At 65.8% G+C, this 25,535-nt stretch carries 19 protein-coding genes; 13 read left to right on the forward strand and 6 right to left on the reverse strand.

The window, feature by feature from the left end; all coding sequences use genetic code 11:
• The first annotated feature begins 147 nt into the window (after window positions 1–147).
• The 4 genes from ACCQ07_RS16910 to ACCQ07_RS16925 all read left to right on the forward strand — a co-directional run bounded on the left by ACCQ07_RS16910 (window position 148) and on the right by ACCQ07_RS16925 (window position 6,765).
• A complete protein-coding gene (locus tag ACCQ07_RS16910) occupies window positions 148–1,320 on the forward strand; it encodes an OprO/OprP family phosphate-selective porin (RefSeq protein ID WP_008573669.1) in 1,173 nt (390 codons plus the stop codon).
• Between the two features lie 366 nt (window positions 1,321–1,686).
• Complete coding sequence (locus ACCQ07_RS16915) at window positions 1,687–4,332, forward strand: hybrid sensor histidine kinase/response regulator (RefSeq protein WP_008573667.1); 2,646 nt, start codon at window positions 1,687–1,689, stop codon at window positions 4,330–4,332.
• Window positions 4,333–4,639: 307 nt separating this feature from the next.
• On the forward strand, window positions 4,640–5,989 hold the full coding sequence (locus tag ACCQ07_RS16920; protein ID WP_218497655.1) for an MFS transporter: 1,350 nt from the start codon (window positions 4,640–4,642) through the stop codon (window positions 5,987–5,989).
• The gene (locus ACCQ07_RS16925; protein WP_338339663.1) at window positions 5,986–6,765 is read left to right on the forward strand and encodes a substrate-binding domain-containing protein; all 780 of its coding nucleotides are present in this window, start codon (window positions 5,986–5,988) and stop codon (window positions 6,763–6,765) included. Before ACCQ07_RS16920 ends, ACCQ07_RS16925 begins: the two co-directional genes overlap by 4 nt.
• On the opposite strand, the gene ACCQ07_RS16930 is transcribed toward ACCQ07_RS16925, so the two are convergent.
• Complete coding sequence (locus tag ACCQ07_RS16930; protein WP_005912048.1) at window positions 6,757–7,659, reverse strand: LysR family transcriptional regulator; 903 nt, start codon at window positions 7,657–7,659, stop codon at window positions 6,757–6,759. The genes ACCQ07_RS16925 and ACCQ07_RS16930 overlap by 9 nt on opposite strands.
• Window positions 7,660–7,908: 249 nt before the next feature.
• Between ACCQ07_RS16930 and ACCQ07_RS16935 the strand changes: the two genes are divergently transcribed.
• From ACCQ07_RS16935 to ACCQ07_RS16945, 3 genes are read left to right on the forward strand one after another with little or no spacing between them, the layout of a single operon-like run.
• Complete coding sequence (locus ACCQ07_RS16935) at window positions 7,909–8,979, forward strand: aldo/keto reductase (RefSeq protein ID WP_011348537.1); 1,071 nt, start codon at window positions 7,909–7,911, stop codon at window positions 8,977–8,979.
• Between the two features lie 16 nt (window positions 8,980–8,995).
• Window positions 8,996–9,541 (forward strand): nuclear transport factor 2 family protein, encoded by a 546-nt coding sequence (locus ACCQ07_RS16940; RefSeq protein ID WP_014091015.1) that lies wholly within the window; start codon window positions 8,996–8,998, stop codon window positions 9,539–9,541.
• Window positions 9,542–9,552: 11 nt separating this feature from the next.
• Window positions 9,553–9,921: an Atu4866 domain-containing protein gene (locus tag ACCQ07_RS16945; protein WP_039419067.1), complete on the forward strand. Its 369-nt coding sequence runs from the start codon at window positions 9,553–9,555 to the stop codon at window positions 9,919–9,921.
• A 224-nt stretch (window positions 9,922–10,145) separates the two neighbouring features.
• Here ACCQ07_RS16945 and ACCQ07_RS16950 read toward each other — a convergent pair whose 3' ends face one another.
• The 4 genes from ACCQ07_RS16950 to ACCQ07_RS16965 form a co-directional block, all read right to left on the reverse strand.
• Window positions 10,146–10,784: a response regulator gene (locus ACCQ07_RS16950; RefSeq protein ID WP_003483405.1), complete on the reverse strand. Its 639-nt coding sequence runs from the start codon at window positions 10,782–10,784 to the stop codon at window positions 10,146–10,148.
• A gap of 211 nt (window positions 10,785–10,995) precedes the next feature.
• Complete coding sequence (locus ACCQ07_RS16955) at window positions 10,996–12,045, reverse strand: ABC transporter substrate-binding protein (RefSeq protein ID WP_041855086.1); 1,050 nt, start codon at window positions 12,043–12,045, stop codon at window positions 10,996–10,998.
• On the reverse strand, window positions 12,045–13,430 hold the full coding sequence (locus tag ACCQ07_RS16960) for a sensor histidine kinase (RefSeq protein WP_011348541.1): 1,386 nt from the start codon (window positions 13,428–13,430) through the stop codon (window positions 12,045–12,047). The genes ACCQ07_RS16955 and ACCQ07_RS16960 overlap by 1 nt, the downstream gene beginning before the upstream one ends.
• Window positions 13,423–14,124, reverse strand: coding sequence for a response regulator transcription factor (locus ACCQ07_RS16965; RefSeq protein WP_005912054.1), 702 nt, complete (start codon window positions 14,122–14,124; stop codon window positions 13,423–13,425). The genes ACCQ07_RS16960 and ACCQ07_RS16965 overlap by 8 nt, the downstream gene beginning before the upstream one ends.
• A gap of 255 nt (window positions 14,125–14,379) precedes the next feature.
• On the opposite strand from ACCQ07_RS16965, the gene ACCQ07_RS16970 reads away from it, so the two are divergent.
• From ACCQ07_RS16970 to ACCQ07_RS16985, 4 genes are all read left to right on the forward strand, one after another.
• Window positions 14,380–15,573: an OprO/OprP family phosphate-selective porin gene (locus tag ACCQ07_RS16970; RefSeq protein ID WP_005912055.1), complete on the forward strand. Its 1,194-nt coding sequence runs from the start codon at window positions 14,380–14,382 to the stop codon at window positions 15,571–15,573.
• A gap of 226 nt (window positions 15,574–15,799) precedes the next feature.
• On the forward strand, window positions 15,800–17,128 hold the full coding sequence (locus ACCQ07_RS16975; protein ID WP_003483418.1) for a CitMHS family transporter: 1,329 nt from the start codon (window positions 15,800–15,802) through the stop codon (window positions 17,126–17,128).
• A gap of 118 nt (window positions 17,129–17,246) precedes the next feature.
• On the forward strand, window positions 17,247–17,987 hold the full coding sequence (phbB, locus tag ACCQ07_RS16980) for an acetoacetyl-CoA reductase (protein WP_005912059.1): 741 nt from the start codon (window positions 17,247–17,249) through the stop codon (window positions 17,985–17,987).
• A gap of 240 nt (window positions 17,988–18,227) precedes the next feature.
• The gene (locus ACCQ07_RS16985) at window positions 18,228–19,259 is read left to right on the forward strand and encodes a LacI family DNA-binding transcriptional regulator (protein ID WP_008573641.1); all 1,032 of its coding nucleotides are present in this window, start codon (window positions 18,228–18,230) and stop codon (window positions 19,257–19,259) included.
• Window positions 19,260–19,453: 194 nt separating this feature from the next.
• On the opposite strand, the gene ACCQ07_RS16990 is transcribed toward ACCQ07_RS16985, so the two are convergent.
• Window positions 19,454–20,779 carry an MFS transporter gene (locus tag ACCQ07_RS16990; protein ID WP_029820233.1) on the reverse strand — a complete coding sequence of 442 codons (1,326 nt, stop codon included), beginning with the start codon at window positions 20,777–20,779 and terminating at the stop codon, window positions 19,454–19,456.
• Between the two features lie 266 nt (window positions 20,780–21,045).
• Between ACCQ07_RS16990 and ACCQ07_RS16995 the strand changes: the two genes are divergently transcribed.
• Together ACCQ07_RS16995 and ACCQ07_RS17000 are read left to right on the forward strand one after the other, a co-directional pair.
• A complete protein-coding gene (locus ACCQ07_RS16995; protein WP_372164327.1) occupies window positions 21,046–23,502 on the forward strand; it encodes a TonB-dependent receptor in 2,457 nt (818 codons plus the stop codon).
• Between the two features lie 34 nt (window positions 23,503–23,536).
• On the forward strand, window positions 23,537–25,456 hold the full coding sequence (locus ACCQ07_RS17000; RefSeq protein ID WP_372164329.1) for an alpha-amylase family protein: 1,920 nt from the start codon (window positions 23,537–23,539) through the stop codon (window positions 25,454–25,456).
• Window positions 25,457–25,535 lie beyond the last annotated feature (79 nt).

Below are 25,535 nucleotides of genomic sequence, written 5' to 3' on the forward strand. Positions count from 1 at the left end.
CCGCGCCGCCGCCGGCCGTTAATTCCGTTTAACGCAGACACCGTTTCTGTGCTGCCGTCGTCCGGACCCTGCGCGCTTGCTGAAGACATTCATTGCGACCGCCATGGCAGGACGCCCGGCCCCTTTTCATTGCCGAAGACCATACCTATGCGCCTCAATCTGCTTGTCCTGGCGTTGGCTGCTGCCATCGTCCCCGCCGCTGCCAATGCAGCCACCTCGATCGAAAACTGGCCGACCAAGTACACCTTCGGTGACGGCACCGAGCTTGGCCTGACCGGCAACTACGCCTACGACGACAACAACTTCTCCGGCGACGACCGCCTGGAAGACCGCAACGACTTCCGCCGCAAGGAATTTGGCGCCACCATCAAGAAGAAGGGCGTCTACGACGCCATGGTGTACTACGACTTCGAGTCCAAGCTGTGGCTGGACGTGTTCTACCGGTTCGAGACCAAGGCCCTGTTCGGCCAGGATTACGGCCGCGTGCGCCTGGGCTACATGAAGGTGCCGGTGGGCCTGGAAGCGGTGCAGAGCTCGCGTGCGGGCAGCTTCATGGAACTGGGCCTGCCGATCCAGGCGGTGTTCCAGGGGCGCCGTACCGGCGCGGAATGGACGCTGGAACGTCAGCAGTACCTGCTGCAGGCCGGCGCGTACGGCGGCAAGGATCTGCAGGGCGACAACCCGGGCACCACCCAGGCCGTGCACGCGGCATGGACCCCGATGAAGGCCGAAGGCGACGTGCTGCACCTGGGCATCGCCGGCTCGATCGAAAACCCGCGCGGTTACAGCGACGGCCGCGGCGTGTCGTTCAGCCCGCGTGTGCGCCTGCGTGCGCGCCCGGAAGCCGGCCTGACCGATGTGCGCCTGATCGATACCGGCACCATCCTCGATGTGGACCATGTGATCCGCACCGGCCTGGAAGCGGTCTGGATCCATGGCCCGTTCTCGCTGCAGAGCGAAGCCCTGCGTGCCGAAGTGGCGCGCAACGCGAACCAGCCGCACTTCATCGCCCAGGGCCAGTACGTCTACGGCACCTGGACGCTGACCGGCGAATCGCGCAGCTATGCCGGCGGCGTGCCGGGCAACATCAAGCCGTCGCACGACTACGGCGCGGTCGAGCTGACCGCCCGCTACAGCCGCCTGAACCTGGAAGACAACAATGTGCATGGCGGCCGTCAGCACGACACCACCATCGGCGCCAACTGGTACCTCACCAGCCACTTCAAGTTCCAGGCCAACTACAGCTGGGTGGATTCCTCGCGCAATGGCGTGCATGAAACCCCGCACGTGATGGAACTGCGTGCGCAGGTGCAGTTCTAAGCTGCACTGAGCAAAAGCAGCGCGCCGGCGATTCGCGCCGACGCACTGCCGCGTCATGGCCGCGCGCCGGTTCGCCGACGCGCCGCCGGAACCGCACCGCCACAGGCATTCGACACGGCCGCATCCATCCCGGGTGCGGCCGTTGTCGTATTCGGCGCTTGCTCAGCGTGCGATCAGAGCGGCTGACACAGATCGCGAGCAGCGGCCAGGCAACTGCGGGCCGAGCGCCCGGAACCGTCGTCGACGCGTGGCACATGCGGCACCGAGCGCCGGCTGCGTCTGTCTGGAGGTGAGCGCAACCGTTTCTTGTTGGCCGTTACGCGCTGATGGCTACGCGATCCGGCAGCAGACCGCATACTTGCGCCCATGTACGCATCGCAACGCCGTCGCCTGCTGCTCACCTTGTCCATCGTGCTGGGCGGGATGGTGGTGGCCATGGTGGCGGCCGGGCACTTCGTCGAACAGAGCGCGCTGCACGATGAAAGCGCCACCGTGCGCCGCCAGCTGCGGCTCTACGCGCAGGCGCTGCAGCAGCGCGTGGACCGCTATCGCACGTTGCCGCAGATTCTGGCGCTGGACCCGGAGTTGCGCGCGGCCGTGTCCGGCCCGCTGTCGCCGGCACAGGTGGATGCGCTCAACCGCAAGCTCGAACGCGCCAACAATGTCACGCAGTCGTCCACGCTGACCTTGATCAACCATGACGGCGTGGCACTGGCCGCCAGCAACTGGCGGGCGCCACGGAGCAACGTGGGCGTGGATTACGCCTTCCGCCCGTATTACCAGCAGGCGCTGGCCACCGGCAGCGGCAGCTTCTACGGCATCGGCATGACCACCAGCGAGCCAGGCTATTTCCTGTCGCAGGCCATTGTCGATGGCGCCGGCCGGGTGCAGGGCGTGGTGGTGATCAAGATCGCGCTGGCTGCGCTGGAGCGCGAGTGGCTGCAGACCCCGGATATCGTGCTGGCGTCGGACGCGCACGATGTGGTGTTTCTGGCCAGCCAGCCGGAGTGGCGCTACCGCGTGCTGGCCCCGCTCAGCGACCGCGATCGCCGCGAACTGCAGAGCACCCGCCAGTACGCCGACCAGGAATTGCTGCCGCTGCGGCGCCGGCTGATCGAGCAGACCGGGTACGGCGGCGTGCTGGCCGACGTGCGCGACCCGCCGCTCGGCGCGCAGGTGCTGTGGCAGACCCTGGAAGTGCCCGAAAGCGGCTGGCGCCTGCATCTGCTGCACGACACCCGCGCCAGCGCCGCTGCCGGTCGCGCCGCGGCGATTGCCGCCGCCGGCGCGTGGCTGGCCTTGGCACTGCTGTGGTTGTTCGTGCAGCAACGGCGGCGGCTGTCGGCGTTACGCCAGCGCAGCCGGCACGAACTGGAAACCTTGCTGCAGCAACACGCCGAAGAACTGCGCACGGCCCAGGACGGCGTGGTGACCGCCGCGCAGCAGGCCAATGCCGGCCTGAGCCGCAGCCTGGAACATCTGCCGCAAGGCGTGGTGGTGATCGACGAGGCGCTCAACCTGGTGGCGTGGAATTCGCGCTATGTGGAGCTATTCCGGTTCCCGCCGGAACTGCTCAAGATCGGCCGCCCGATCGAAGACCTGTTCCGCTTCAATGCACGCCGCGGCCTGCTGGGACCGGGGCCGATCGAGGCGGCGATCGAGCGGCGCCTGAATCATTTGCGCAGCGGCAAGCCGCATATGCGCGAGAGCGAAAAAGAAGACGGCACCGTGCTGGAAATCCGCGGCAATCCACTGCCCGATGGCGGCTTTGTCACCAGTTACGCCGACATTACCAGCTACAAGAACGCCGCACGCGAACTGCGTTCGCTGGCCGACGCGCTGGAACACCGCGTGGCCGAGCGCACCCGCGACCTGGCGGCGGCCAAGCGCGAAGCTGAAAGCGCCAACCGCTACAAGACCCGCTTCGTCGCCTCGGCGGTGCACGACCTGCTGCAGCCCCTCAACGCCGCGCGCATGTTCGTCTCGGTGCTGCGCGGGCAAGTGCGCGAGGCTGGCAGCGCACGCGTGGTCGACAACATCGACGGTGCGCTGGCTGCGCAGGACGCCATCCTCAACAGCCTGCTCGACATCTCGCGCCTGGAAGCGGGCAGCCTGAAGACCCAGGTGCGCGACTTTGCGCTTGCGCCCTTGCTGGACACCCTGGCGCGCGACTTCGGCATCCTGGCCGAAGACCGCGGGCTGGTACTGGAATCGGTACCGACCTCGGCGGTGGTATTGAGCGATGAAAACCTGCTGCGCCGCATCCTGCAGAACTTTCTGTCCAACGCCATCCGCTACACGCCGCGCGGGCGCGTGCTGATCGGCTGCCGTCGCCGTGGCGGCTGGCTGCGTATCGAAGTGCACGACCAGGGCCCCGGCATCCCCGACGCCTTGCAACACGAAATCTTCGAAGAATTCCGCCGCCTGGACGACGGCGTGGCCAACGATCGCGGCGCAGGCCTGGGCCTGGCCATCGTCGAGCGCATCGGCCGTCTGCTCGGCCATCGCATCGGGCTGCGTTCCACCCTGGGCGCCGGCAGCGTGTTTTCGGTGACTGTCCCGCTGGGCGATCGCACCGCCATCGCACGGCAACTGCCAGCGCCGGCCAGCACTGCCGAACACGGCAACGACCCCATCCTGCACGGCTGCCGGGTATGGTGCGTGGACGATGAGCCATTGGTGTGCGAAGCCACCCGCACGCTGCTGGAACGCTGGGAATGCCGGGTGGATTTCGCCGGCGGCCCGGATGAGGCATTGAGCGCTGCCAATGCCGAGGAGGTGCCGGAACTGCTGCTGCTGGATGTGCGCATGGGCGCACACCACGGCCCCATGCTGCTGTCGCAGTTGGTGGAACGCTGGCAACGCGAGCCACGGGTGATCCTGGTCACCGCAGAACCCGACCCTGTCCTGCGCGAGCATGCGCTGGATCTGGGTTGGGGATTTTTGTCCAAACCGGTCCGCCCGCCTGCCTTGCGTGCGCTGGTGACGCAGATGTTGATGCGGCGCGGGTAGCGCGCTGCCAGCGCTGCCTGCTTGCTCTCACGCGCCCAAGACCGGCAGCGCACGCACCAATCTAATCGGCACATCGGCAGGCCGCCAGCGCACCTGCGGCGACGGCATGGACGGATCGACCTTCAGGTCAGGCGGCAACGCCAGCGGCCGCTGGCGAATGCGGCATGCGCATCGTGGCGAGGGTACTGCGCGTCGCGCACTGCAGCCGCGCGGGCCGATGTTCAATGCGCATCAATCGATGAGAAAGCAGCAATTATCAACATCGACCATCTGGACCAGAATCGAGTGCCTCAGGTGTCAGACGTCCATGCATACCTATCGTGGAGGGCGATTTATGCACAGTTCCAGCGGTGAGGCAACGCAACAGTCCAAACTCGGGATGGTGCTGAGGGTGACCTCGGGCAACTTCCTCGAGCAGTTCGACTTCTTCCTGTTCGGCTTTTACGCAACGCAGATCGCCGCGGCCTTCTTCCCGGCGAGCAACGAATTCGCGTCCCTGATGATGACCTTCGCCGTGTTTGGTGCGGGCTTTCTGATGCGGCCGCTGGGTGCGGTGATCCTGGGTGCCTACATCGACGATGTCGGGCGCCGCAAAGGCCTGATCGTCACCTTGGCGATCATGGCCAGCGGTACCGTGCTGATCGTGCTGGTGCCAGGCTACGCCAGCATCGGCTTGTGGGCCCCGGCCCTGGTGCTGCTCGGGCGCTTGCTGCAGGGCTTTTCGGCCGGCGCGGAAATGGGCGGCGTGTCGGTGTATCTGGCCGAGATGGCGACACCGGGCCGGCGCGGCTTCTATGCCAGTTGGCAATCGGCCAGCCAGCAGCTTGCCATCGTCGCGGCGGCCGCGATCGGGTTTGCGCTCAACCAGCTGATGGCGCCGCAGGATCTGGCGCAATGGGGCTGGCGGATTCCGTTCGGCATCGGTTGCGTCATCATCCCTTTCATCTTCTTGCTGCGGCGAAGCCTGGAAGAGACTGCCGAATTTGCGCAGCGCCGGCAGCCGGTCACGATGAAGCAGGTGATGCGTGGGCTGGCGAACAATGCCGGCATCGTGATTGCCGGCGGCTTGATGGTCGCGCTGACGACGACCGCGTTCTATCTGATCACCGTGTACGCACCGACGTTCGGCAAGACCGTGCTCAAACTCAGCACCGGCGATGCATTGATCGTGACGCTGCTGGTGGGCGTGTCCAATTTCATCTGGCTGCCGATCGGCGGCGCGCTCAGCGACCGCTTCGGCCGCAAGCCGCTGCTGGTGACCATGGCGGTGGTGTGCATCGCGACGGCCTATCCGGTGCTCGCGTTGCTTGCGGCCGCACCGAGCTTTACGCATATGTTGCAGGCGCTGCTGTGGCTGTCCTTCATCTATGGCCTCTACAACGGCGCCATGATCCCGGCGCTCACCGAACGGATGCCGGCGCATGTGCGGGTTGCGGGATTCTCGCTCGCCTACAGCCTGGCAACCGCGGTGTTTGGCGGTTTTACGCCGGTGATCTCCACCTGGCTGATCCATGTCACCGGCGACAAGGCGGCGCCCGGCTATTGGCTGGTCTTCGCGTCGGCGTGCGCGCTGGGGGCCACGCTGTTTCTGTATCGCCGCCAAGGCAATCCAGCGACGGCGACCGGCCTGGATTCTGCGGCAGGAGCGACGAAATGATGCGGAGCAGGTGGAAAAAATGGTTGGCTGCGATCATTGCAACGGTTTTGCTGTCCACAGCGGCGGGCGCACAGGAGTTGACCGTGATGACCTCCGGCGGTTTCACGGCCGCCTTCGATCGCCTGGCGCCGCAATACACCAAGCAGACCGGGGTGAAGGTCACCACCCTGCTCGGTCCTTCGATGGGCGAAACGCCACAAGCCATTCCCAACCGGCTTGCACGCGGTGAGCATGCCGATGTGGTGATCATGGTCGGCAGCGCGCTGCAGAAGCTGATCGATGCCGGCGTGGTCGACCCGGCATCGCGGGTGGAACTGGCCGATTCCAGGATCGGCATGGTGGTGCGCAGCGGTGCACCCAAACCCAAGATCGACAGCGTCGAGCACTTCAAACAGACGCTGCTGCACGCCGATTCGGTGGCCTATTCCGACAGCGCCAGCGGCGTCTACATCGAAACCACGCTATTCAAAAAGTTGCAGATCGAAGGCCCGATGATGGCCAAGAGCAAGAAGATTCCGCGCATCCCGGTGGGCACGGTGGTGGCCGATGGCAGCTATCAGCTCGGCTTTCAGCAGGTGGCCGAGCTGCTTCCGGTGGCAGGCGTGGAGTTTGTCGGCAAGATCCCCGAACCGCTGCAGTCGATCACGCGCTATGCGGCAGGCGTTCCGGTCAACGCGGAGCACCCCGAGGCGGCCAAGCGCCTGCTTGCGTACCTGCAGTCGGGCGATGCGCAGGCGGTGGCGCGCGCGAGCGGTCTGGACCCGGTGTCACCCTGAACGTGCGGGCATCCGTCGCACCAGTTCCGCCAGTTCCAGCGCGGTCGGTGTCAGCGTGCGTCCGCGACGTTTAAGCAGCCCCACGTTGCGCGACACCTCCGGTTCGACCAGCGGCACCGCCGCCAGCACCGGATGCGGGCCGGACGGCATGGCAATCGACGGCACGGCGGCAATACCGACGCCGGCCTCCACCAACCCCAGCAACGTGGTGACATGCCGGGTCTCGCAGATGCTCGGCTTGTCCGGCGTGAATGCAGCCAGCGCCCGATCCAGCACCAGCCGGTTGCCCGATGTCTTGTCCAGCGTGATGTAGTCGTAACCGTAGGCTTCCTGCCAGCTGACCTGCGCGCGCCCGGACAGCGGATGGTCCTGGCGGCAGGCAATCACATAGCGCTCCTGCAACAACGGTTCGAACTCCACCTCCGGCGCCAGGTTGCCGCTGAAGCTGACCCCGAAATCCGCTTCGCCGGAGGCTACTGCCGCGCTGACATGACTGGCGCTGCCGTCGAACAGCCGGATGCGGATCTTGGGAAACAACTGATGCAGCCCGTGGATCGCCTGCGGCATGAAGTAGTACGCCGCAGACGGCACGCAGGCCACGGTCACCGTGCCCATCCTGCTGGACCCTGCATCGCCGATGCTCATCAGCGCCATGTCCAGATCGTCGAGCATGCGCTCGACCTGCGGCATGAACGCCTGGCCGACGGTGGTGAGCGTGACCTTGCGTGTGGTGCGCTCGAACAGTTTGACGTTCAACGCCGACTCGAGCTTGTCGATCCTGCGGCTGAGTGCCGGCTGCGTGATGCGGATGCGTTCGGCAGCGCGGCGAAAGCTGCCGTTTTCGGCAACCGCACGGAATGCCTGCAGATCGTTGAGGTCGAATTTGATGGTCACGGTGCCGCGGCTTCAGTGTTCGATGGCGGTCGCCATAGCATAGACGCTTGCCTGCGGTGTTGCGTCTGACGCCAAGAGAGCCGCTGCATTCGGGCGCAGTGCATGCATCGGCATGGGAACAGCCATGACTGGCCGCGGCCATTCGGACGATCAGGCAAGGATGCCGGATAACCAGGCTCACGCTCGCCCCCCGCGCCGCTGCACAGTGGCTGGCAACACGCACCACGTCGCTACCGGGAGACATCACGCATGCATCAGCCACGCTCACTGGACCACTACCGCTTGCTCGGCCGCTCCGGCCTGCGCGTCTCGCCCCTGTCGCTGGGCACCATGACCTTCGGCGAAGCCTGGGGCTGGGGCGCAGATGCAGGCGAAGCCAAACGCATCTTCGACGCCTATGCCGACCGCGGCGGCAACTTCATCGACACCGCAGTGAACTACACCAACGGCGGCTCCGAACGCATCCTCGGCGAGTTGATCAAGGACCGACGCGAACGCTTCGTGCTGGCCACCAAATTCACCATGGCGCGCGATGCGGACAACATCAATTCCGGCGGCAATCATCGCCTGAACCTGATTCGCTCGGTTGAAACCAGCCTGCGCCAACTTGCCACCGACCGGATCGACCTGCTGTACCTGCACGCCTGGGACTTCACCACCGCACCGGACGAGGTGATGCGCGGGCTGGAGCATCTGGTGCAATCGGGCAAGGTGCTTTATCTGGGCATCTGCAATACCCCGGCCTGGCGCGTGGCGCAATTGCAGACCCTGGCCGACCTGCGCGGCTGGTCGCCGTTGGTGGCGCTGCAGATCGAGTACAGCCTGGTCGAACGCAGCGTCGAACACGAGCTGCTGCCGATGGCGCGCGAACTCGGCCTGGGCGTGTTGCCGTGGTCGCCGCTGGGCGGTGGCATCCTCACCGGCAAATACAGCCGCGCCGATCTGACCGACGACAATGCGGCAGAGGTGTCGAGCAGCCGCAAGGGCGTGATCGCCTCGACCGGGCATCTCAATGCACGCGCGCTGGAGATCGCCGATGTGGTCGGTGCGGTCGCCGATGAACTGGGCGCATCGCGCTCGCAGGTGGCGCTGGCCTGGACCTTGCGCAACCCGGCCGTCGTGTCGCCGGTGATGGGCGCACGCACCTTGCAGCAGGCCGAAGACAACTTCGGCGCGCTGGAGATCGTGCTCAGCGACGCGCATGTCGCGCGCCTGGACGCGGTCAGCGCAGTGCCGCCGATCTTTCCCGAACGCTTCATCGGCAGGCCGATGGCGCAGCAGTTGATCTACGGCACCCATCACGTGCAGCTGCGCACCTAACCACCACGGAGCAGCCATGACCAGACTCCCAACCATCACGTCAGCAGCGCTGCTTGTCGCCGCAGCGTTCGCAGGCAATGCCGGCGCCACATCCAAGGATGCTGCATCCACAGACACCTGCGCAGAGCAACTCGTGCCCATCTGCAACAAGCGCATCGTCGAAGCGGCCTTTGCGCAGTGGCGAAACGGGGGCAGCGGTATCTTCGAGACGCTGCTGTCGCCCGAGGTGGTGTGGACCATCGAAGGCTCCGGTCCGAGCGCCGGCACCTTGCGTGGTCGCGAGGTGTTGGTCGACGCCGCGGTGCGTCCGCTGAGCGAGCGCCTGGCCTCGCCACTGCGGCCCGTGCAGCAACGCATCTGGGCCGATGGCGAGCACGTCATCGTGCAGTGGGAAGGCGTGGCCACGCTGCGCGATGGCGGCAGCTATCGCAATCGCTACGCATGGATCATGCGGATGGCCGGTGGCAAGGCGGTCGAGGTCAACGCGTTCCTGGACCTGCCCGCCTACGACGCCGTGCTGCAGCGCGGTCGCAGCCAAATGCAACGCAGGGCCAGCCCATGAGCGACAGGCCGATGAAAGCCGCCATCGCGGTGGCGCTGGGCGCCGGCTCGGCGCTCGCCTGCCCGTTCGCGGCAGCTGCGCAACCGCCTAAGGCGCCGACCACTATCGCGACCCAGCAACCAGGACATCCGATGCAAGCACACCCCTATCTCGGCATGTGGGTCACCGGCGACGGACGGATCCGGCAGGAACTCCTGCCGAACGGCCGCTACGACGAGGCCCGCGGCACGCGCCAAAGCGCCTACCAGGGCCGTTACGAAATCACCGGCACTCACATCGAATACTGGGACGACACCGGCTTCACCGCCGATGGCCGCTTCGTCACCGACGACGAGCTGCATCATGGCGGCATGGTGTTCTATCGGCAGCCGCCGGCCTAGAGCCAATAGACACTGCGGCAGTCGCCATGCGGCTGGTGCTCGCTGCCGCATGTAGCTGTGCGTGCACTGAGGGTCTGAGTACGCAGTCCATGCTCACCTGACGACTGCGCGCTGCGTTTTGCCAGCCGCTCTTGATGCGCAGGCGCAATGCCTGCATGCGTTCTGCGGGATGTGTCATGTGGGCTGCAGACGGCAATGCGCGGCCACCCGTCGCGCAGGCTAGCTCAGCCCTCGCCTTCCGGCTCCAGCGCCTTGACCAACACCGCGGCCTGGGTGCGGCTGTAGCAGTCGAGCTTTTTCAGGATCGCGGTGACATGCACCTTGACGGTGTTCTCGGCCAGGCCCAGTTCGTGCGCGATCTGCTTGTTGAGCAGGCCATCGGCCAGGCTCAGCAGCACACGGAACTGTTGTGGCGTGAGCTGGGCGAGTTTGGAAGCCAGTTGTGCGTCGGCCTCCGAACGCTCGGCGGTCATCGGCGGGAACCAGGTGCCGCCTTCCAGCACGCTGGCCACCGCGGTGCCGATCGATTCGGCCGGCGTGGATTTGGGAATGAACCCGGCCGCGCCGAACTGCTGCGCACGCCGGATCACACGCGGATGATCGTTGGAGGAGATCACCACCACCGGAATGTCCGGGTGTTCGCCACGCACGTGCAACAACGCCGAAAAACCGCGTGCACCGGGCATGGCCAGATCCAGCAGCACCAGCTCGGCCTGCGGATGCGAACGCAACATGGCACTCAGGGTGGCAGCGCTGGAGGCTTCCACCACGTTGGCCTGCGGCAGGGTCTGCTGCAGCACGTGGATGACGGCGGCGCGGAACAGCGGGTGGTCGTCGGCGACGAGAATGGTGAGATCAGCCATACGCCAAGTCTGGCACAGGGCCGCCGCCGATGCCTTGCACTGGAGCGTGTCATGTACGTTGAGGTGAGTGCGAAGCGGAGGGTTGGCCGTCAGCGGCACGGAGCGGGTGCTGCGTGGCGCCGGCTTGGCTGGCGCGCCAAGACAAGCCAAGCGGTGGCCGCTCCACACCGCTGACGGCCAATGCATCTCATCTCAACGTGCATCACACGCTCTAACGCGGCGGCTGCGTGCTCGCCCGCCAGGCGTCCAGGAACTGGCGGCGTTTGAGCTTGTCCAGATACACCAGCAGACCGGGGCCGAGCGGGATCGGGCGGAACGGTGGCTGCGCCGAACCGCCGCGGCCACCGGCGGCCGGCAGGATCGGCATCAGCCGCGCCTCGCGCGACAGCACCTGCTGGCCGCGCGGCGAAAGCAGGTAGTCGAGAAACCGGCGCGCCTCCGGCGCATGCGGCGCCGTCTTGGGGATCACCGCCGTGCGCAGCGCCACCAGCGTGTAGTCCTGCGGCTGCACGATGCCCAGCGGCGCGCCCGCATCGATGCGGGCCTGCGCGTAGGAGCCAAGCACGTTGTAGGCCAGCAGGAGCTCGCCACGGCTGACCCGATCGAGCAGGCTGCCGGTGCGCTCCTCCAACACCACCCGGTTGGCCCCCAGCGCCGCGAGCAGCGCGCCGGCGATACTGCCCACCTGGCCGTCCTGGGTCGCGAACAGATACCCCACGCCGCTGCGTTCGACATCGTAGGTGCCGACCTTGCCGCGCAGCGGTGCATCGGGCGCGCGCAACAACGCCAGCAACTGCCGGCGCGTGCGCGGCACGCGGGCGGCATCCAGCTTGCGCGTGTTGTAGACGATGGCCACCGGCTCGTAGCTGATGCCGAACACTTCATGGCGCCATTGCGCCCACGCCGGCAAGGCTTCGGTCTGTGCGGAGCGATGCGCCAACGCGTGGCCGTCGTTCACCAGTTTGGTCTGCAGATCCATGCTGGCGCTGATCAGCATGTCTGCAGCAGGTGCGCCATGGCCTGGGTGCAGATAACGGTCATAGATGTCCCAGGCAATCACGTCTTCGTAGATCACCTCGGTGCCCGGATGCAGCCGCTGGTAATCCCGGATGACTGCGCCGAACACTTCCAGGTCGGTGGAGCCCTGCACGCGCAGCTGCACACGCACCGGGCCCTGTGCAGGAAAGCGCCGCACATCGCCGGGCGCCGCGCAGGCCAGGCCATGGACCAGCAGCAACAGCAGCATCCACATCGCCCGCATCACGCGTCTCCTCCGGGAAAATGCAGCGAGGCGATCAAGCCGCCACCGATGCGGTTGGACAGATCGATGCGCCCACCATGCGCTTCCACCACGCGCTTGACGATGGCCAACCCCAGCCCGGCGCCACCGGCCGGCGCATCCGCCCCCCGCACGAAACGCTCGAACACACGCTCGGCTTCGGCCGCCGGAATGCCCGGGCCATGATCGGCAATGGTCAGCACGTGGTGGTTGCCGTCGCTGGTGAGCGCCACCTGCAGCGGGGCACCGGCACCGTATTTGCAGGCGTTGTCGATCAGGTTTTTCAGCGCCTCGCGGAGCAGCAAGGCATCGCCGCGCAGCAGCGCCGGTTTCGGGTCGATCGCCAGCTGCACGCGCGGTGCGCCTGGGCTGCGCGGCAGCGCTTCGTGCAGGGCCTGATGCAGTACATCGGCCAGATCCACGGTGGCAAAGCGCTGCAGGTTGGCACGGTGGATCACGCTGGCATCGCTGAGCAACTGATTGAGCAGCCGGCTCATATGGCTGGCGTTGCGCTCGATCGCCACCAGGCTGCGTTGCATCTCGTGCGGGTCATCGTCGTCCATCGCCAGCTGCGCCTGCGCGCGCAAGGCCGCCAGCGGTGTGCGCATCTGGTGCGCGGCTTCGGCCATGAAGGCGCGCAGGGTTTCGTTGCTGGACGATAGCCGCGCCATGAAGCGGTTGAGCGCGGTCACCATCAACTGCATTTCCTGCGGCGCCGGCACGTTCAGCGGCTTGAGGTCGGAGGGTTCGCGCCGCGACAGATCGCGCTCGATGCGCTGCAGCGGCCGCAACGCGCGGTAGACACCCAGCCACACCAGGCCCAGCGCCAGCAGCGACAGCACGCCGATCGCCACCAAGGCGTTGAGCACCACATCGCGCGCCACCGCATCACGTGCGCGCCGGGTCTGGCCCACCTGCACGCGCACCTCGCCCTGCCCCGAGGCCGACGCCACCCGATGCATCACCACCGCAAAGCGCACCGGCTCGCCGCTGTACTGCGCATCGAACAGCAGCGGCCGCTCGTCGCGGGGCGCACGCGGCGGCGGCGGCAGCGTGTCTTCGCCGGTAATGGTGCGGCCCTGCGCATCGAACACGCGATAGAACACGCGGTCTTCCGGCGCCATGCCGAGCAGATCCAGCGAGGCATACGGCAGATCCACCTGCCAGTCGCCGCCGACCAAGGCCACACTGTCGATGATCGACAGCGCCGAGGACACCAGCAGGTGATCGTAGGACCGATTGGCCGCCCGCTCGCCGTAATCGCGTGCGGCAAAGAACAGCACCACTGCACCCAGCAGCGACAGGCTGCCCAGGTACAGCAGCAAGGTGCGCCGGATCGACGGTGCCACCACCAGCGGCTCAGCCATCGGCGCCCGGCTCCACCGGCGCATGCGGGTCGGCTTCTTCGAGTTTGTAACCGGCACCGCGCACGGTGACGATACGCAACGGCGCGGCGGCCAGCTTGCGCCGCAGCCGGCCGACATACAGCTCGATCGCATTGGGGCCGGCGTCGTCGTCGAAGCCGAACAAGCCGTTGCCGATCTCGTCCTTGCCAACCACCTGTCCGAGCCGTCCGATCAGGATCTCGAACAGGCGATATTCGCGATTGGGCAACTCGATCGGCACGCCATCCAGCAGCAGCGTGTGCGCGGCATTGTCGAAGACGAATCCGCCGATCTGCACCACCTCGCTGGCCTGCCCCCGGTTACGCCGCAGCAACACGCGGCAACGCGCTTCGAACTCACGAAAGTCGAACGGCTTGCCCAGGTAATCGTCCGCACCGACATCCAGTGCCTGCACGCGGTCTTCGATGCCATCGCGCGCAGTCAGCATCAGCACCGGCGTGGTATCGCCCCGCTCGCGCATGCCGGCCAGCACCCGCAGCCCATCGAGTTTGGGCAGACCGATGTCCAGCACCACCAGATCGAAGCTCTGATACCGCAGCACGCTGGCCGCCGCCAACCCATCGGCCTGCCAATCCACCGCATGCCCGCTACGGCGCATACGCCGCACGATGGCATCGGCGAGATCGGCATTGTCTTCGACTAGCAGAAGGCGCATGGGGCAGGGATTCGTGAATAGGGATTGGGGATTCGGAACAGCGGTTGGTCGCGGCCGGAAGGTAACAGGCCACGCGTACAAAAGCTCGCCGCTGTTGCAACTCTGCTTTTGCGAATCCCAAATCCCGACTCCCCAATCCCCGCCCCCAAACGACAGGTCCATGACAGCTTCGCCGGACTAGGCTGCTGCCAACGCGCCGCGGCGGTTGTGCGGTGCATTGCCAAACGTGATTCACACCTGTACCTGGGAGGGTCTGTGAGCAACGACACCTTGCGTTTGCGTGCCTTGGGCGCCTGCGCGGCGATCTGCCTGGCACCGGCGGCACATGCAGCCGACGAGGCCGGCCCGGTCACTGCCGAAGTGGGCGGGCGCGTGCATTGGGACTTCACCATGTTCGACAACGACGACCGTGGTGCACGCGAGCGCAACGACACCCAGTTCCGCCGCGTGTGGCTGGACGTGTCTGGCAAGTTCTACGGTTTCAACTACAAGGCCGAGGCGGATTTCGCCGGCCTGCAATACGAGGCGGGCAGCCGCGGCATCCTGGCGCGCGATGTCTATATCGCCAAGAAGTTCTCGGCCGGTACGTTGACCGTTGGCCAATTCAAGCAGTACTTCTCGCTCGACGATCGCACCGGCTCCAACTACGGCCCATTCCTGGAACGCGGCTACGCCTCGACCACGCTGGCGCCGATCTACCGCAAGGCCATTTCCTGGCAGACCAGTCGCCCGGATGCAACCTGGTCAACGTCCGCCTACAGCCTGGAAAGCATCGACAATTCTTCGACCAAGGGCGGTGCGCTCGGCACGCGCCTGACCTATGCGCCGGAGATGGGCCAGGCGCGCTTGCGCCACCTGGGTGTCTCGCTGGCGCACGAGCGCTATTCGCATCCGGGCAGTGGGGGCGCTTCATCGCTGCTGATCCGCCCACGTCCGGAAAACGATCTGGCCAACAATAGCCGCATCACTCTGGCGCGCTTTGCCGATGGCCGCGATACCGATTTCGACAAATGGTCGCTGGAATATGCCGAAGTGCTCGGCCCGTGGTCGTGGCAGAGCGAATTCAGCGGTGGCCTGCTCGACGATGGCGCGCAGCACGCCAAGGTGTTGGCCAGCTATGGGCTGGTCAGCTGGTTCGTCACCGGCGAATCGCGCGGGTACGACCGCAAGACCGGCCGCTTCAGCCGCATCGCCACGCCCAACCGCCCCTCCGGTGCGTTCGAGCTGGCATTGCGCTACGACTACATGCGTGGCGGCCAGCATCTGGACGGGCAGCCGGACTTCATCAACGCCAGCACGCAGTCGTGGACGCTGGGCGGCAACTGGTATTTCAAGCCGAACCTGCGCGTGATGCTCAACGTGATCGATAGCCACAACCGCGACCGCATCGCCAACGCAGTGGTCGACCACACGCTGGCGGTAACCGGCCGCTTTCAGTACGACTTCTGATGCGCAACTGCATCGTGTCGGCAATCAGAAACACCGACGTGCGCACGCTGTTCGCGCATATCTGCGCAACGCGCCGCTACGTCGATACGCCCGCGCGCAACGCCGCGCTTGCGCCACCTCGCGTGCGTCCAGCAGCAACCGCGCACCTGCATCGTCGGCGCTGCGCACCCTGCGCAACGCTGCGCTCCACTCTCCCCCTGCTGTACGCCTCAAAGGATTCGCCCGCATGCTGACCGCGCTCGGTTTCGGAATGGTGATCACCTTCATGTACCTGATCATGAGCAAGCGGCTATCGCCGTTGGTGGCTCTGATCACGGTACCGATCGTGTTCGCGTTGCTGGGCGGCTTCGGCACCGGCATCAACGAGATGATGCTCGAAGGCATCAAGAAGATCGCGCCCACCGGCGTGATGCTGATGTTCGCCATCCTGTATTTCGGGGTGATGATCGATGCCGGGCTGTTCGACCCGCTGGTCGGCCGCATCCTGCGCCTGGTCAAGGGCGACCCGCTGAAGATCGTGATGGGCACGGCGATCCTGGCGATGCTGATCTCGCTCGACGGCGACGGCTCCACCACCTACATGATCACCGTCTCGGCCATGTTGCCGCTGTACCAGCGCCTGGGCATGAACGCGCTCAACCTCACCTGCGTCACCATCCTTGCCAGCGGCGTGATGAACCTGACTCCGTGGGGCGGCCCCACCGCGCGTGCGGCCACCGCGCTGCATGTGGAACCGGGCGATGTGTTCGTGCCGCTGGTGCCGGCCATGCTGTTGGCGATCGCCGGCATCCTTGCGCTGGCATGGTATCTGGGCATGCGCGAACGCCGCCGCCTGGGCGTGGTGCGCCTGCCGGCGGACGGCAACTGGCTGGACACCAGCATCCCCGAAGACAACGACGCCCTGCCGCGCGTGGAAGACACCGAGGACATGAAGCGGCCCAAGCTGCTGTGGGTGAATCTGCTGTTGACGTTGGTCTTGATGGGCGCGCTGGTGAAGGGCGTGCTGCCGATGCCGGTGCTGTTCATGATCGGCTTCGCGCTGGCGCTGATGATCAACTACCCCAATCTGGCCGAACAGCGCCGCCGCCTGGTCAACCACGCCGGCAACGTGCTGTCGGTGGTGTCGCTGATTTTCGCTGCCGGCATCTTCACCGGCATCCTGTCCAACACCGGCATGGTCGAAGCGATGTCGCGCAGTTTTCTGGCCGTCATTCCCGACAGCTGGGGCCCGTATCTGGCGGTGATCACGGCGATCGTCAGCATGCCGTTTACGTTCTTCATGTCCAACGACGCGTTTTATTTCGGCGTGCTGCCGATCCTGTCCGAAGCCGCGGGCCATTACGGCATCACCCCGGTGGAAATGGCCCGCGCCTCGCTCGCCGGCCAGCCGGTGCACCTGCTCAGCCCCCTGGTGCCATCGACCTATCTGCTGGTCGGCCTGGCCAAGGTCGACTTCGCCGACCATCAACGCTTCACGCTCAAGTGGGCGGTGCTGATTTCGCTGTTGATGCTGGGCGGCGGGTTGTTGTTTGGTCTGTTCCCTTTGGCGCGCTAGCCGCGCGCCGGGATTCGGCACTCGGGATTGGGGATTCGCAAAAGCGAATACCGCTGCCCGCTATTGCGAATCCCGTCATCCCCAATCCCGAATCCCAACTCCGAAGGAGTGACACCCAATGACTCTCCGCATCGCATACGTCACCAGTGGCATGGGCAGTGTCGGTACCGCGATCTGCCAGAAACTGGCGCGCAGCGGGCACACCGTGGTTGCCGGTTGCGGGCCCAATTCGCCGCGCAAGGCGTCGTGGCTGCGCGAGCAGCGCGAGTTGGGCTTCGATTTCGTGGCATCCGAAGGCAATGCCGCCGATTGGGAATCCACCGTGGCTGCGTTCGCCAAGGTCAAGGCCGAAGTCGGCGAGATCGATGTGCTGGTCAACAATGCCGGCGGCAGCCGCGACACCTTGTTCCGGCAGATGAGCCGCGACGACTGGAATGCGGTGATCGCCAGCAACCTGCATTCGTTGTTCAACATCACCAAGCAGGTGGTCGATGGCATGACCTCGCGCGGCTGGGGGCGCATCGTCAATATCGGCTCGGTCAGCGCGCACAAGGGGCAGATCGGCCAGATCAATTTCGCCACCGCCAAGGCGGCGATGCATGGTTTCAGCCGTGCGTTGGCGCAAGAGGTCGCCTCGCGCGGGGTCACCGTCAACACCATCTCGCCCGGCTATATCGCCAGCGCCTCGATCAGCAGCTTTCCGCCGGATGTGCTCGATCGCCTGGCCACCTCGGTGCCGGTGCGCCGGCTCGGCAAACCGGCCGAAGTTGCCGGACTGTGCGCCTGGCTCGCCTCCGATGAGGCCGCCTATGTCACCGGCGCCGATTACGCGGTGAATGGCGGGCTCTACATGGGCTGAGCGAGCGCGCAAACGAGGCCGGTTGCGCTGTACGCACAAAACGCTCTCGCCGCGCACCGCTACATGTCTCGCTGCCCACCTGCCCCGCACGTCCGGCGCCCGATTTGCGGCAGCGCCCACAAGGCCAGCAGATCCGTGCGCGTGCGCGCCGCGCCCGCGCGTACAAGCAGCCGCCACCGTGCGAACAACCCGCCTCTAGTGCGAACTGATTACACTCTGGCTTTTCCGCAGCGCGCTGCCATGGCCAAACCTTCAGACCGCACCACGCTCACTGCCCGTCCGCAGATGGCCGACATCGCGCGCATGGCGGGCGTGTCCGAATCCACCGTGTCGCGGGCCCTGGCCGGCAGCCCGGTCGTGGCCGAACGCACGCGCGCCTATATCAAGCAGATTGCGGCCGATGCCGGCTACCAGGTCGACCCGGTGGCGCGCAGCCTGCGCGCCAAACGCTCCAACACCGTGAGCGTGGCAGTGCCGATGATGCATGCGCTGGATCAGCCGCTTTCGGACCCGTTCCTGATGACCATGCTGGCGCTGCTGGCCGAAGAACTCACCGGACGCGGCTACAGCATGCTGCTCTCCAAACTGGACCGGCATCAGGATGGCTGGGTGGAACAACTCGCGCGCGGCAGCCGCTCCGACGGCGTGATCGTGCTGGGGCAAAGTTCCGAACACGCCGCGCTGGATGCAGCCGCACGCGACGGCCTGCCGATGGCGGTATGGGGCAGCCGCATCGATGGGCAGTCGTACATCAGCGTGGGTAGCGACAATTTCCAGGGCGGCGTGCTCGCCACCGACCATCTCATCGCCAGCGGCCGCCAGCGCATCGCCTTTCTGGGCGACGACCAATTGCCCGAGGTGGCACCGCGGTTTGCCGGCTATCGCCACGCGCTGGAGCGACACGGGCTGGAATTCGATACGCGGCTGCACGCGCGCAGCCATTTCGTCAGCGAAGATGCCTACCGCCTTACCCGCGCGATGCTCAAGAAAGCCGACCCGCCCGATGGCCTGTTCGCCGCCTCCGATGTCATCGCCGTGGGTGCAATCCGCGCCCTGGTCGAGGCCGGCCATCGCGTGCCGCAGGACATTTCGCTGGTGGGCTTTGACGACATCCCGCTGGCCGCCTACAGCCAACCGCCGTTGACCACCGTGCAGCAGGATCTGGGCCTGGCCGCGCGGCTGTTGGTAGACCGGCTGCTGGCGTTGATTGCAGGCGAGCAGGTGCAATCGGTTGAAATGCCGGTGAAGCTGGTGGTGCGCGAGTCGGCGTGAGGCGGAGATTCGGGATTCGGGATTGGGAGATACCAGACCGGCAACCCGCTTCCTTCTCCCGCCTGCGGGAGAAGGTGCCCGAAGGGCGGATGAGGGCCGGCGGCCAGCCGATCCACCGTACTCGCCACCTCAGGCAACCCGGCAGGCACTCGCGTCTGGCATCTGCGGCAGCCAGCGATGTCAGCCCCGCATTGCTACGCCCCTGCCGGGATCGTCCCCTGCTTGCGGCCCCGCACGCACAGCATCGCCGCTGCCGCTGCCAGCATCAGCGCGCCGGCCAGGCGGACCACGTTGCGCGGGTCGCCGTGCAGCACATGCTCGTAATACAGCGGCAAGGTGACGATCTGGATCAGCATCGGCAGCACGATGAACAGGTTGAACAAGCCCATGTACACGCCGGTGCGCTCGGACGGGATGCTGTCGGCCAGCATCAGATACGGGTTGCCCATCATGCTGGCCCAGGCCAGGCCAATGCCGATCATCGGCAGCAGCATCAGCCAGCGATTTTCGATGCCAGGCAGCAGCCACATGCCGATACCGGCGGCGACCAGGCAGGCCGCATGCGTGTACTTGGGACCGAAGCGACGCACCACCGGCACCATCGCAAACGCCGCCAGAAACGCAACGAAGTTATAGAACCCGCCGATCTGCCCATTGACCAGGCCGGCCTCGCGGAAACCATGCGAGGTGGGGTCGGTGGTGCCGAACAATGTGGTCGACAGCGACAGCACGATGTATTGCCAGTAGCAAAAGATCGCGTACCACTGAAACAGCATCACCGGGGCCAACTGGCGCATGGTGGGCGGCATCTCGCGCAGCGCGCTGCCGATTTCGCGCACCGTCGCACCCAGCCCGGCGCCGCGCTGGCGGATGCGTGCGATCTCTGCCGGCGCGATCGCCGGCTCGCGCACGCTGCGTGCGGTGAGCAGGATCGAGCCTGCTGAAAAGCCCGCGCCGATCACGAACGCGGCAATGGTGACGTAAGGGATGTGGTGTGCGTTGGCAGCGTCCTGGTTCATGCCCATCCACACCAGCAACGGCGGCGTGAGGTAGGCCAGCGTCTGCGCAAGGCCGGTAAATGCGCTCTGGGTGAGATATCCCAACGGTCGCTGCGGCGGCGCCAGGACGTCGCTCACCAGCGCACGGTAGGGCTCCATCGCCACGTTGTTGGCCGCATCCAGCACCCACAGCAGGCATACCGCCATCCACAGCGCGGTACTGAACGGCATCGCCAGCAGGCACAGGCTGCACACCAGCGCGCCCAGCACCATGTACGGCATGCGCCGGCCCCACCGCGTCACCGAGCGGTCGCTCCACGCCCCTACGAACGGCTGCAGCACCAGGCCGGTGATCGGCCCGGCCAGCCACAGGTACGGCAGGTTGGCGTGGTCGGCGCCCAGATAATTGTAGATCGGGCTCATGTTGCTCTGCTGCAGCCCGAAGCTGTATTGCACGCCAAAAAACCCGGCGTTGAGCGCCAGGATGCGCGCGAAGGAGAGCTTAGGAACGGTCGACGACATGCAAGGCCCTGGGCATCGGTGCGGCTCCCGGTGGCCGCAGCGCACTGTACCCTGCCGTTGATGCAATCGATTGTAACGCTGCATCGCAGCACGTTTCCCCATCTGAAATAAATCAGATGCAACTTGCCATTTATGTTGCGACGCAAGATTGCAATCGATTGTATTACAGCGTATCACTGCGCTCGCACTGCAGGCCACATGGCCACTCCCTGGGAGGGGACGATGCAGGCGTCGGCACACCACCATCTGTGAGAGAGAGAATCGCAATGTCCACCTTGCACACCATGCGCCTGCATGCCCTGGCCTGCGCGGTCGTCTCCTGCCTGTGCGCGCCCGCCGCGCTGGCCCAGGACACAGCCGCCGCTGCGCCGGCCACGCCGCCGGCTGCCGACAGCGCCGCGGTCAATCTGGATTCGGTGTTCGTCACCGGCACCTCCACCGCCACCACCAAACTGAAATCCAGCGTCTCGGTCAGTACCGTCGGCGCCGAGGCGATCGAACAATCGGCGCCGCGCAGTACGGCAGAAATCTTCCGCAATATCCCCGGCATCCGCTCAGAATCCAGCGGTGGCGAAGGCAATGCCAATATCGCCGTGCGCGGTTTGCCAGTGGCCTCCGGCGGTGCGAAATTCCTGCAACTGCAGGAAGATGGCCTGCCGGTGATGGAGTTCGGCGATATCGCCTTCGGCAACTCGGACATCTTCCTGCGTTCGGATTTCACCCTGGACCGCATCGAAGCCATCCGCGGCGGTTCGGCGTCCACCTTCACCAGCAACGCGCCCGGCGGCATCATCAACTTCATCAGCAAGACCGGTGACACCGCAGGCGGCAGCGTCGGCGTCAGCCGCGGCCTGGACTACGACAACACCCGCATCGACTTCAATTACGGCGCACCGTTCGCCGAGCAATGGCAGTTCAACATCGGCGGCTTCTTCCGCCAGGGCGATGGCGTGCGCGATGCCGGCTACACCACCGACAAGGGCGGCCAGCTCAAGGCCAACCTCACCCGCCTGTTCGACAACGGCTACGTGCGCCTGTACGGCAAATACCTCAACGACCGCGCCGCCGGCTACCTGCCGGTGCCCACCTCGGTGCGCGGCCGCGATGGCTCGCCAGACCTGGGCGGCTTTCCCGGTTTCGATCCCGGCAACGACACCTTGTACAGCCGCAACTTTCGCACCGACGTGGGCCTGGACGGCAACAACCAGCCGCGCCGCACCGAACTGGGCGACGGCATGCACCCCATCTCGCGCACCATCGGTGCCGAGGCCTGGTTCGACCTGGGCAATGGCTGGAACCTGAGCGAGAAGTTCCGCGTCGCCGACAACAGCGGCCGCTTCGTCAGCCCGTTCCCGGCCGAAGTCACCGACGCCGCGTCGCTGGCCGCTTCCATCGGCGGTGCCGGTGCGCAACTGGTGGAAGCCGGCGGACCCAATGCTGGCCAGGCCTACACCGGCAACGCGATTCGCACCCACCTGTTCAACGTGGCCATCAACGACCTGGGCAACGTCACTAACGACCTCAGCGTCTCGCGCGAGTTCGGCGGCGACGGGCGCACGCTGAACCTGCGCATGGGCTATTACAGCTCACGCCAGACCATCGACATGGACTGGACCTGGAACTCGTACGTGCAGAGCCTGGGCCGCAATTCGCGCTTGCTCAACGTGGTGGACGCGGCCGGCGTCTCACGCTCGCAGAACGGCCTATACGCCTACGGCACGCCGTTCTGGGGCGACTGCTGCGTCACCCGCAGCTACGACGTGCGCTACGACGTCAACGCGCCCTACGTTGCGCTGACCTTCGACAGCGGCAAGTTCAGCGTCGACGGCAGCCTGCGCTACGACATGGGCGATGCGCGCGGCAGCTATAACGGCACTGCCATCGCACAGAACCTGGATGTCAACGGCGATGGCGTGATCCAGCCGGTGGAACAGCGCGTGGCCACGGTGGACACCGCCAATTCGCGCCCGGTGGACTACGACTGGAATTACCTGTCGTACTCGCTGGGCGGCAACTATCTGATCACCGACGACCTGGGCGCGTTTGCGCGCATCAGCCGCGGCGCACGCGCCAACGCAGACCGGTTGTTGTTCGGCGTGGTGCGCGACGACGGTTCGGTGTCTTCCGAGGAAGGCGTCAACGTGGTGCGCCAGGCCGAAGCCGGCCTGAAGTGGCGCCGCGACGGGCTGAGCCTGTTCGCCACCGCGTTCTCTGCACGGACCCAGGAGCAGAATTTCGAAATCACCAGCCAGCGGTTCTTCAATCGCAGCTATGAAGCGCACGGCGTGGAACTGGAAGCCAGCTATCGCTACCAAGGTTTCACCCTCAATGGCGGCCTGACCTGGACCGATGCAGAAATCTCGCGCGATCAGATCACCCCGGAAAACACCGGCAACGTGCCGCGTCGCCAGGCCGATGTGGTGTGGCAGCTCACGCCCAGCTACCGCGGCGACAGCTACCAGTTCGGCGTGAACCTGATCGGCACCACCGACGCCTACACGCAAGACGCCAATCAGTTGAAGATGCCCGGCTATACGCAGGTGAACCTGTTCGGCGACTACCGCGTCACCGACGCGCTCACCGTGGCGCTCAACGTCAACAACCTGTTCAACACCTTTGGCCTGACCGAAGCCGAAGAGGCGACCATTCCGGCCAATGGCATCATCCGCGCGCGCTCGATTGCCGGCCGTACCACCAGCATTAGCCTGCGTTACGACTTTTAAGGACCCCGCGCCGGGCCCTGCCCGGCGGCCTCTGATGAGCACCTCCCCGATCGATTCCACCGCACTGCGCGCGGCCTTCGCCGCGCCGCTGGACCCGCAACGCGCCGACGTGCTGTTGTCGCGCTACGACCAGCACGCGTCGCGTTTGCTGGATGCCTTGCACGCGCTCTACGGCCAGCGTGCCGACTATGCATCGTGGCTGGCGCAGTGGCTGGGCGAGGTAGGCACGATCGCCCGGCAACGCCCGCAAGCCTTGCAAGCGCTCGACAGCACCCGGCACGCCGGTTGGTTCGGCGAACAGCACATGCTCGGCTACAGCGCCTACGCAGACCGCTTTGCCGGCACGCTGCAGGGCGTGGCCGAGCGCGTGCCGTATCTGCAGGAACTGGGCGTGCGCTACCTGCATCTGCTGCCGTTCCTGCGCGCACGCGCTGGCGACAACGACGGCGGCTTTGCGGTCAGCGACTACGGCCAGGTGGAACCCAGCCTGGGCACCAACGACGACTTGATCGCACTCACCACCCGCCTGCGCGAAGCGGGCATCAGCCTGTGCGCGGACTTCGTGCTCAATCACACCGCCGACGATCACGCCTGGGCACAGGCGGCCCGCGCCGGCGATGCACGTTATCTGGATTACTACCACCACTTTGCCGACCGCAGCCTGCCCGACCGGTACGAAGCCACGCTGGGGCAGGTGTTTCCGCACACAGCGCCTGGCAACTTCACCTGGGTGGACGACACCGCGCAGTGGATGTGGACCACATTCTATCCGTATCAATGGGATTTGAACTGGAGCAACCCGGCCGTATTCGGCGACATGGCCCTGGCGATGCTGCGGCTGGCCAACCTGGGCGTGGAAGCATTCCGCCTGGATTCCACGGCCTATCTGTGGAAGCGTATCGGCACCGATTGCATGAACCAGCCCGAAGCGCACACCTTGCTGGTGGCTCTGCGCGCGGTGACCGATATCGTCGCGCCGGCGGTGGTGATGAAGGCCGAAGCCATCGTGCCGATGGCCGAACTGCCTCCCTACTTCGGCAGCGGCACGGACCAGGGCCACGAATGCCATCTGGCCTATCACAGCAGCTTGATGGCAGCCGGCTGGTCGGCACTGGCGTTACAACGCGGCGACATCCTGCACAACGTGATCGCGCACAGCCCACCGCTGCCGCGCCACTGTGCATGGTTGAGTTATGTGCGTTGCCATGACGATATCGGCTGGAATGTGCTGCAGCACGAAGCCAGCGGCAATGCAGCGCAGCCGCCGTTTTCGCTACGCGATGTGGCGCGCTTCTATGCCAACGCGGTGCCTGGCAGTTACGCGCGCGGCGAGAGTTTCCAGAGCAGCGGCGACGGCGTGCATGGAACCAATGGCATGGCTGCTGCACTTACGGGCATCCAGGCCGCGCAGGAGGCAGGCGATGCGGCGGCGTTGGCGGTTGCAGTGGACCGGCTGGTGTTGCTGTATGCCATTGCGCTTGCCATGCCGGGTGTCCCACTGATCTACATGGGCGACGAATTGGCGATGGTCAATGACCCCGGCTATCGCGACGATCCGCTCCGCCAGCATGAAGGCCGTTGGCTGCATCGGCCGGCGATGGATTGGCAGCTTGCCGCGCAGCGTCACGATGCCAACAGCCTGAGTGGCAAGGTGTACCGACGTTTGCGTGGATTGATCCGGCAACGTACCGCACTCACCGCGTTGGCGGCGGATCGGGCACTGGGCAGCATCGCGTTGAACGATGCTCGCGTGTTCGCGTTGACGCGTGGCGAGAGCTTTATCGCCTTGCATAACTTCAGTGACCAGCCGCTCGACGTGGAGCTTGCGGCGGTCGGCGTCGATGGATGGATGCTGCTGGCCATCGACGACGCGGTTGATGCCGCGGCCATGAGCGACGATGTATCGATCGTGCTTCCGCCTTACGGCGTGCGTTGGTTGCAGCGTAAGGGCTGAACATGCACCCGATAAGCGTAAGCGGTGATTGGCCGCGCGTTTAGTGAGCCGCATCTTCGCGTAAGCTCGCTCCGCGCAA

Origin of the sequence: Xanthomonas sp. NCPPB 3583 (assembly GCF_041475715.2) — a bacterium.
Classification (GTDB): Bacteria; Pseudomonadota; Gammaproteobacteria; order Xanthomonadales; family Xanthomonadaceae; genus Xanthomonas; species Xanthomonas euvesicatoria.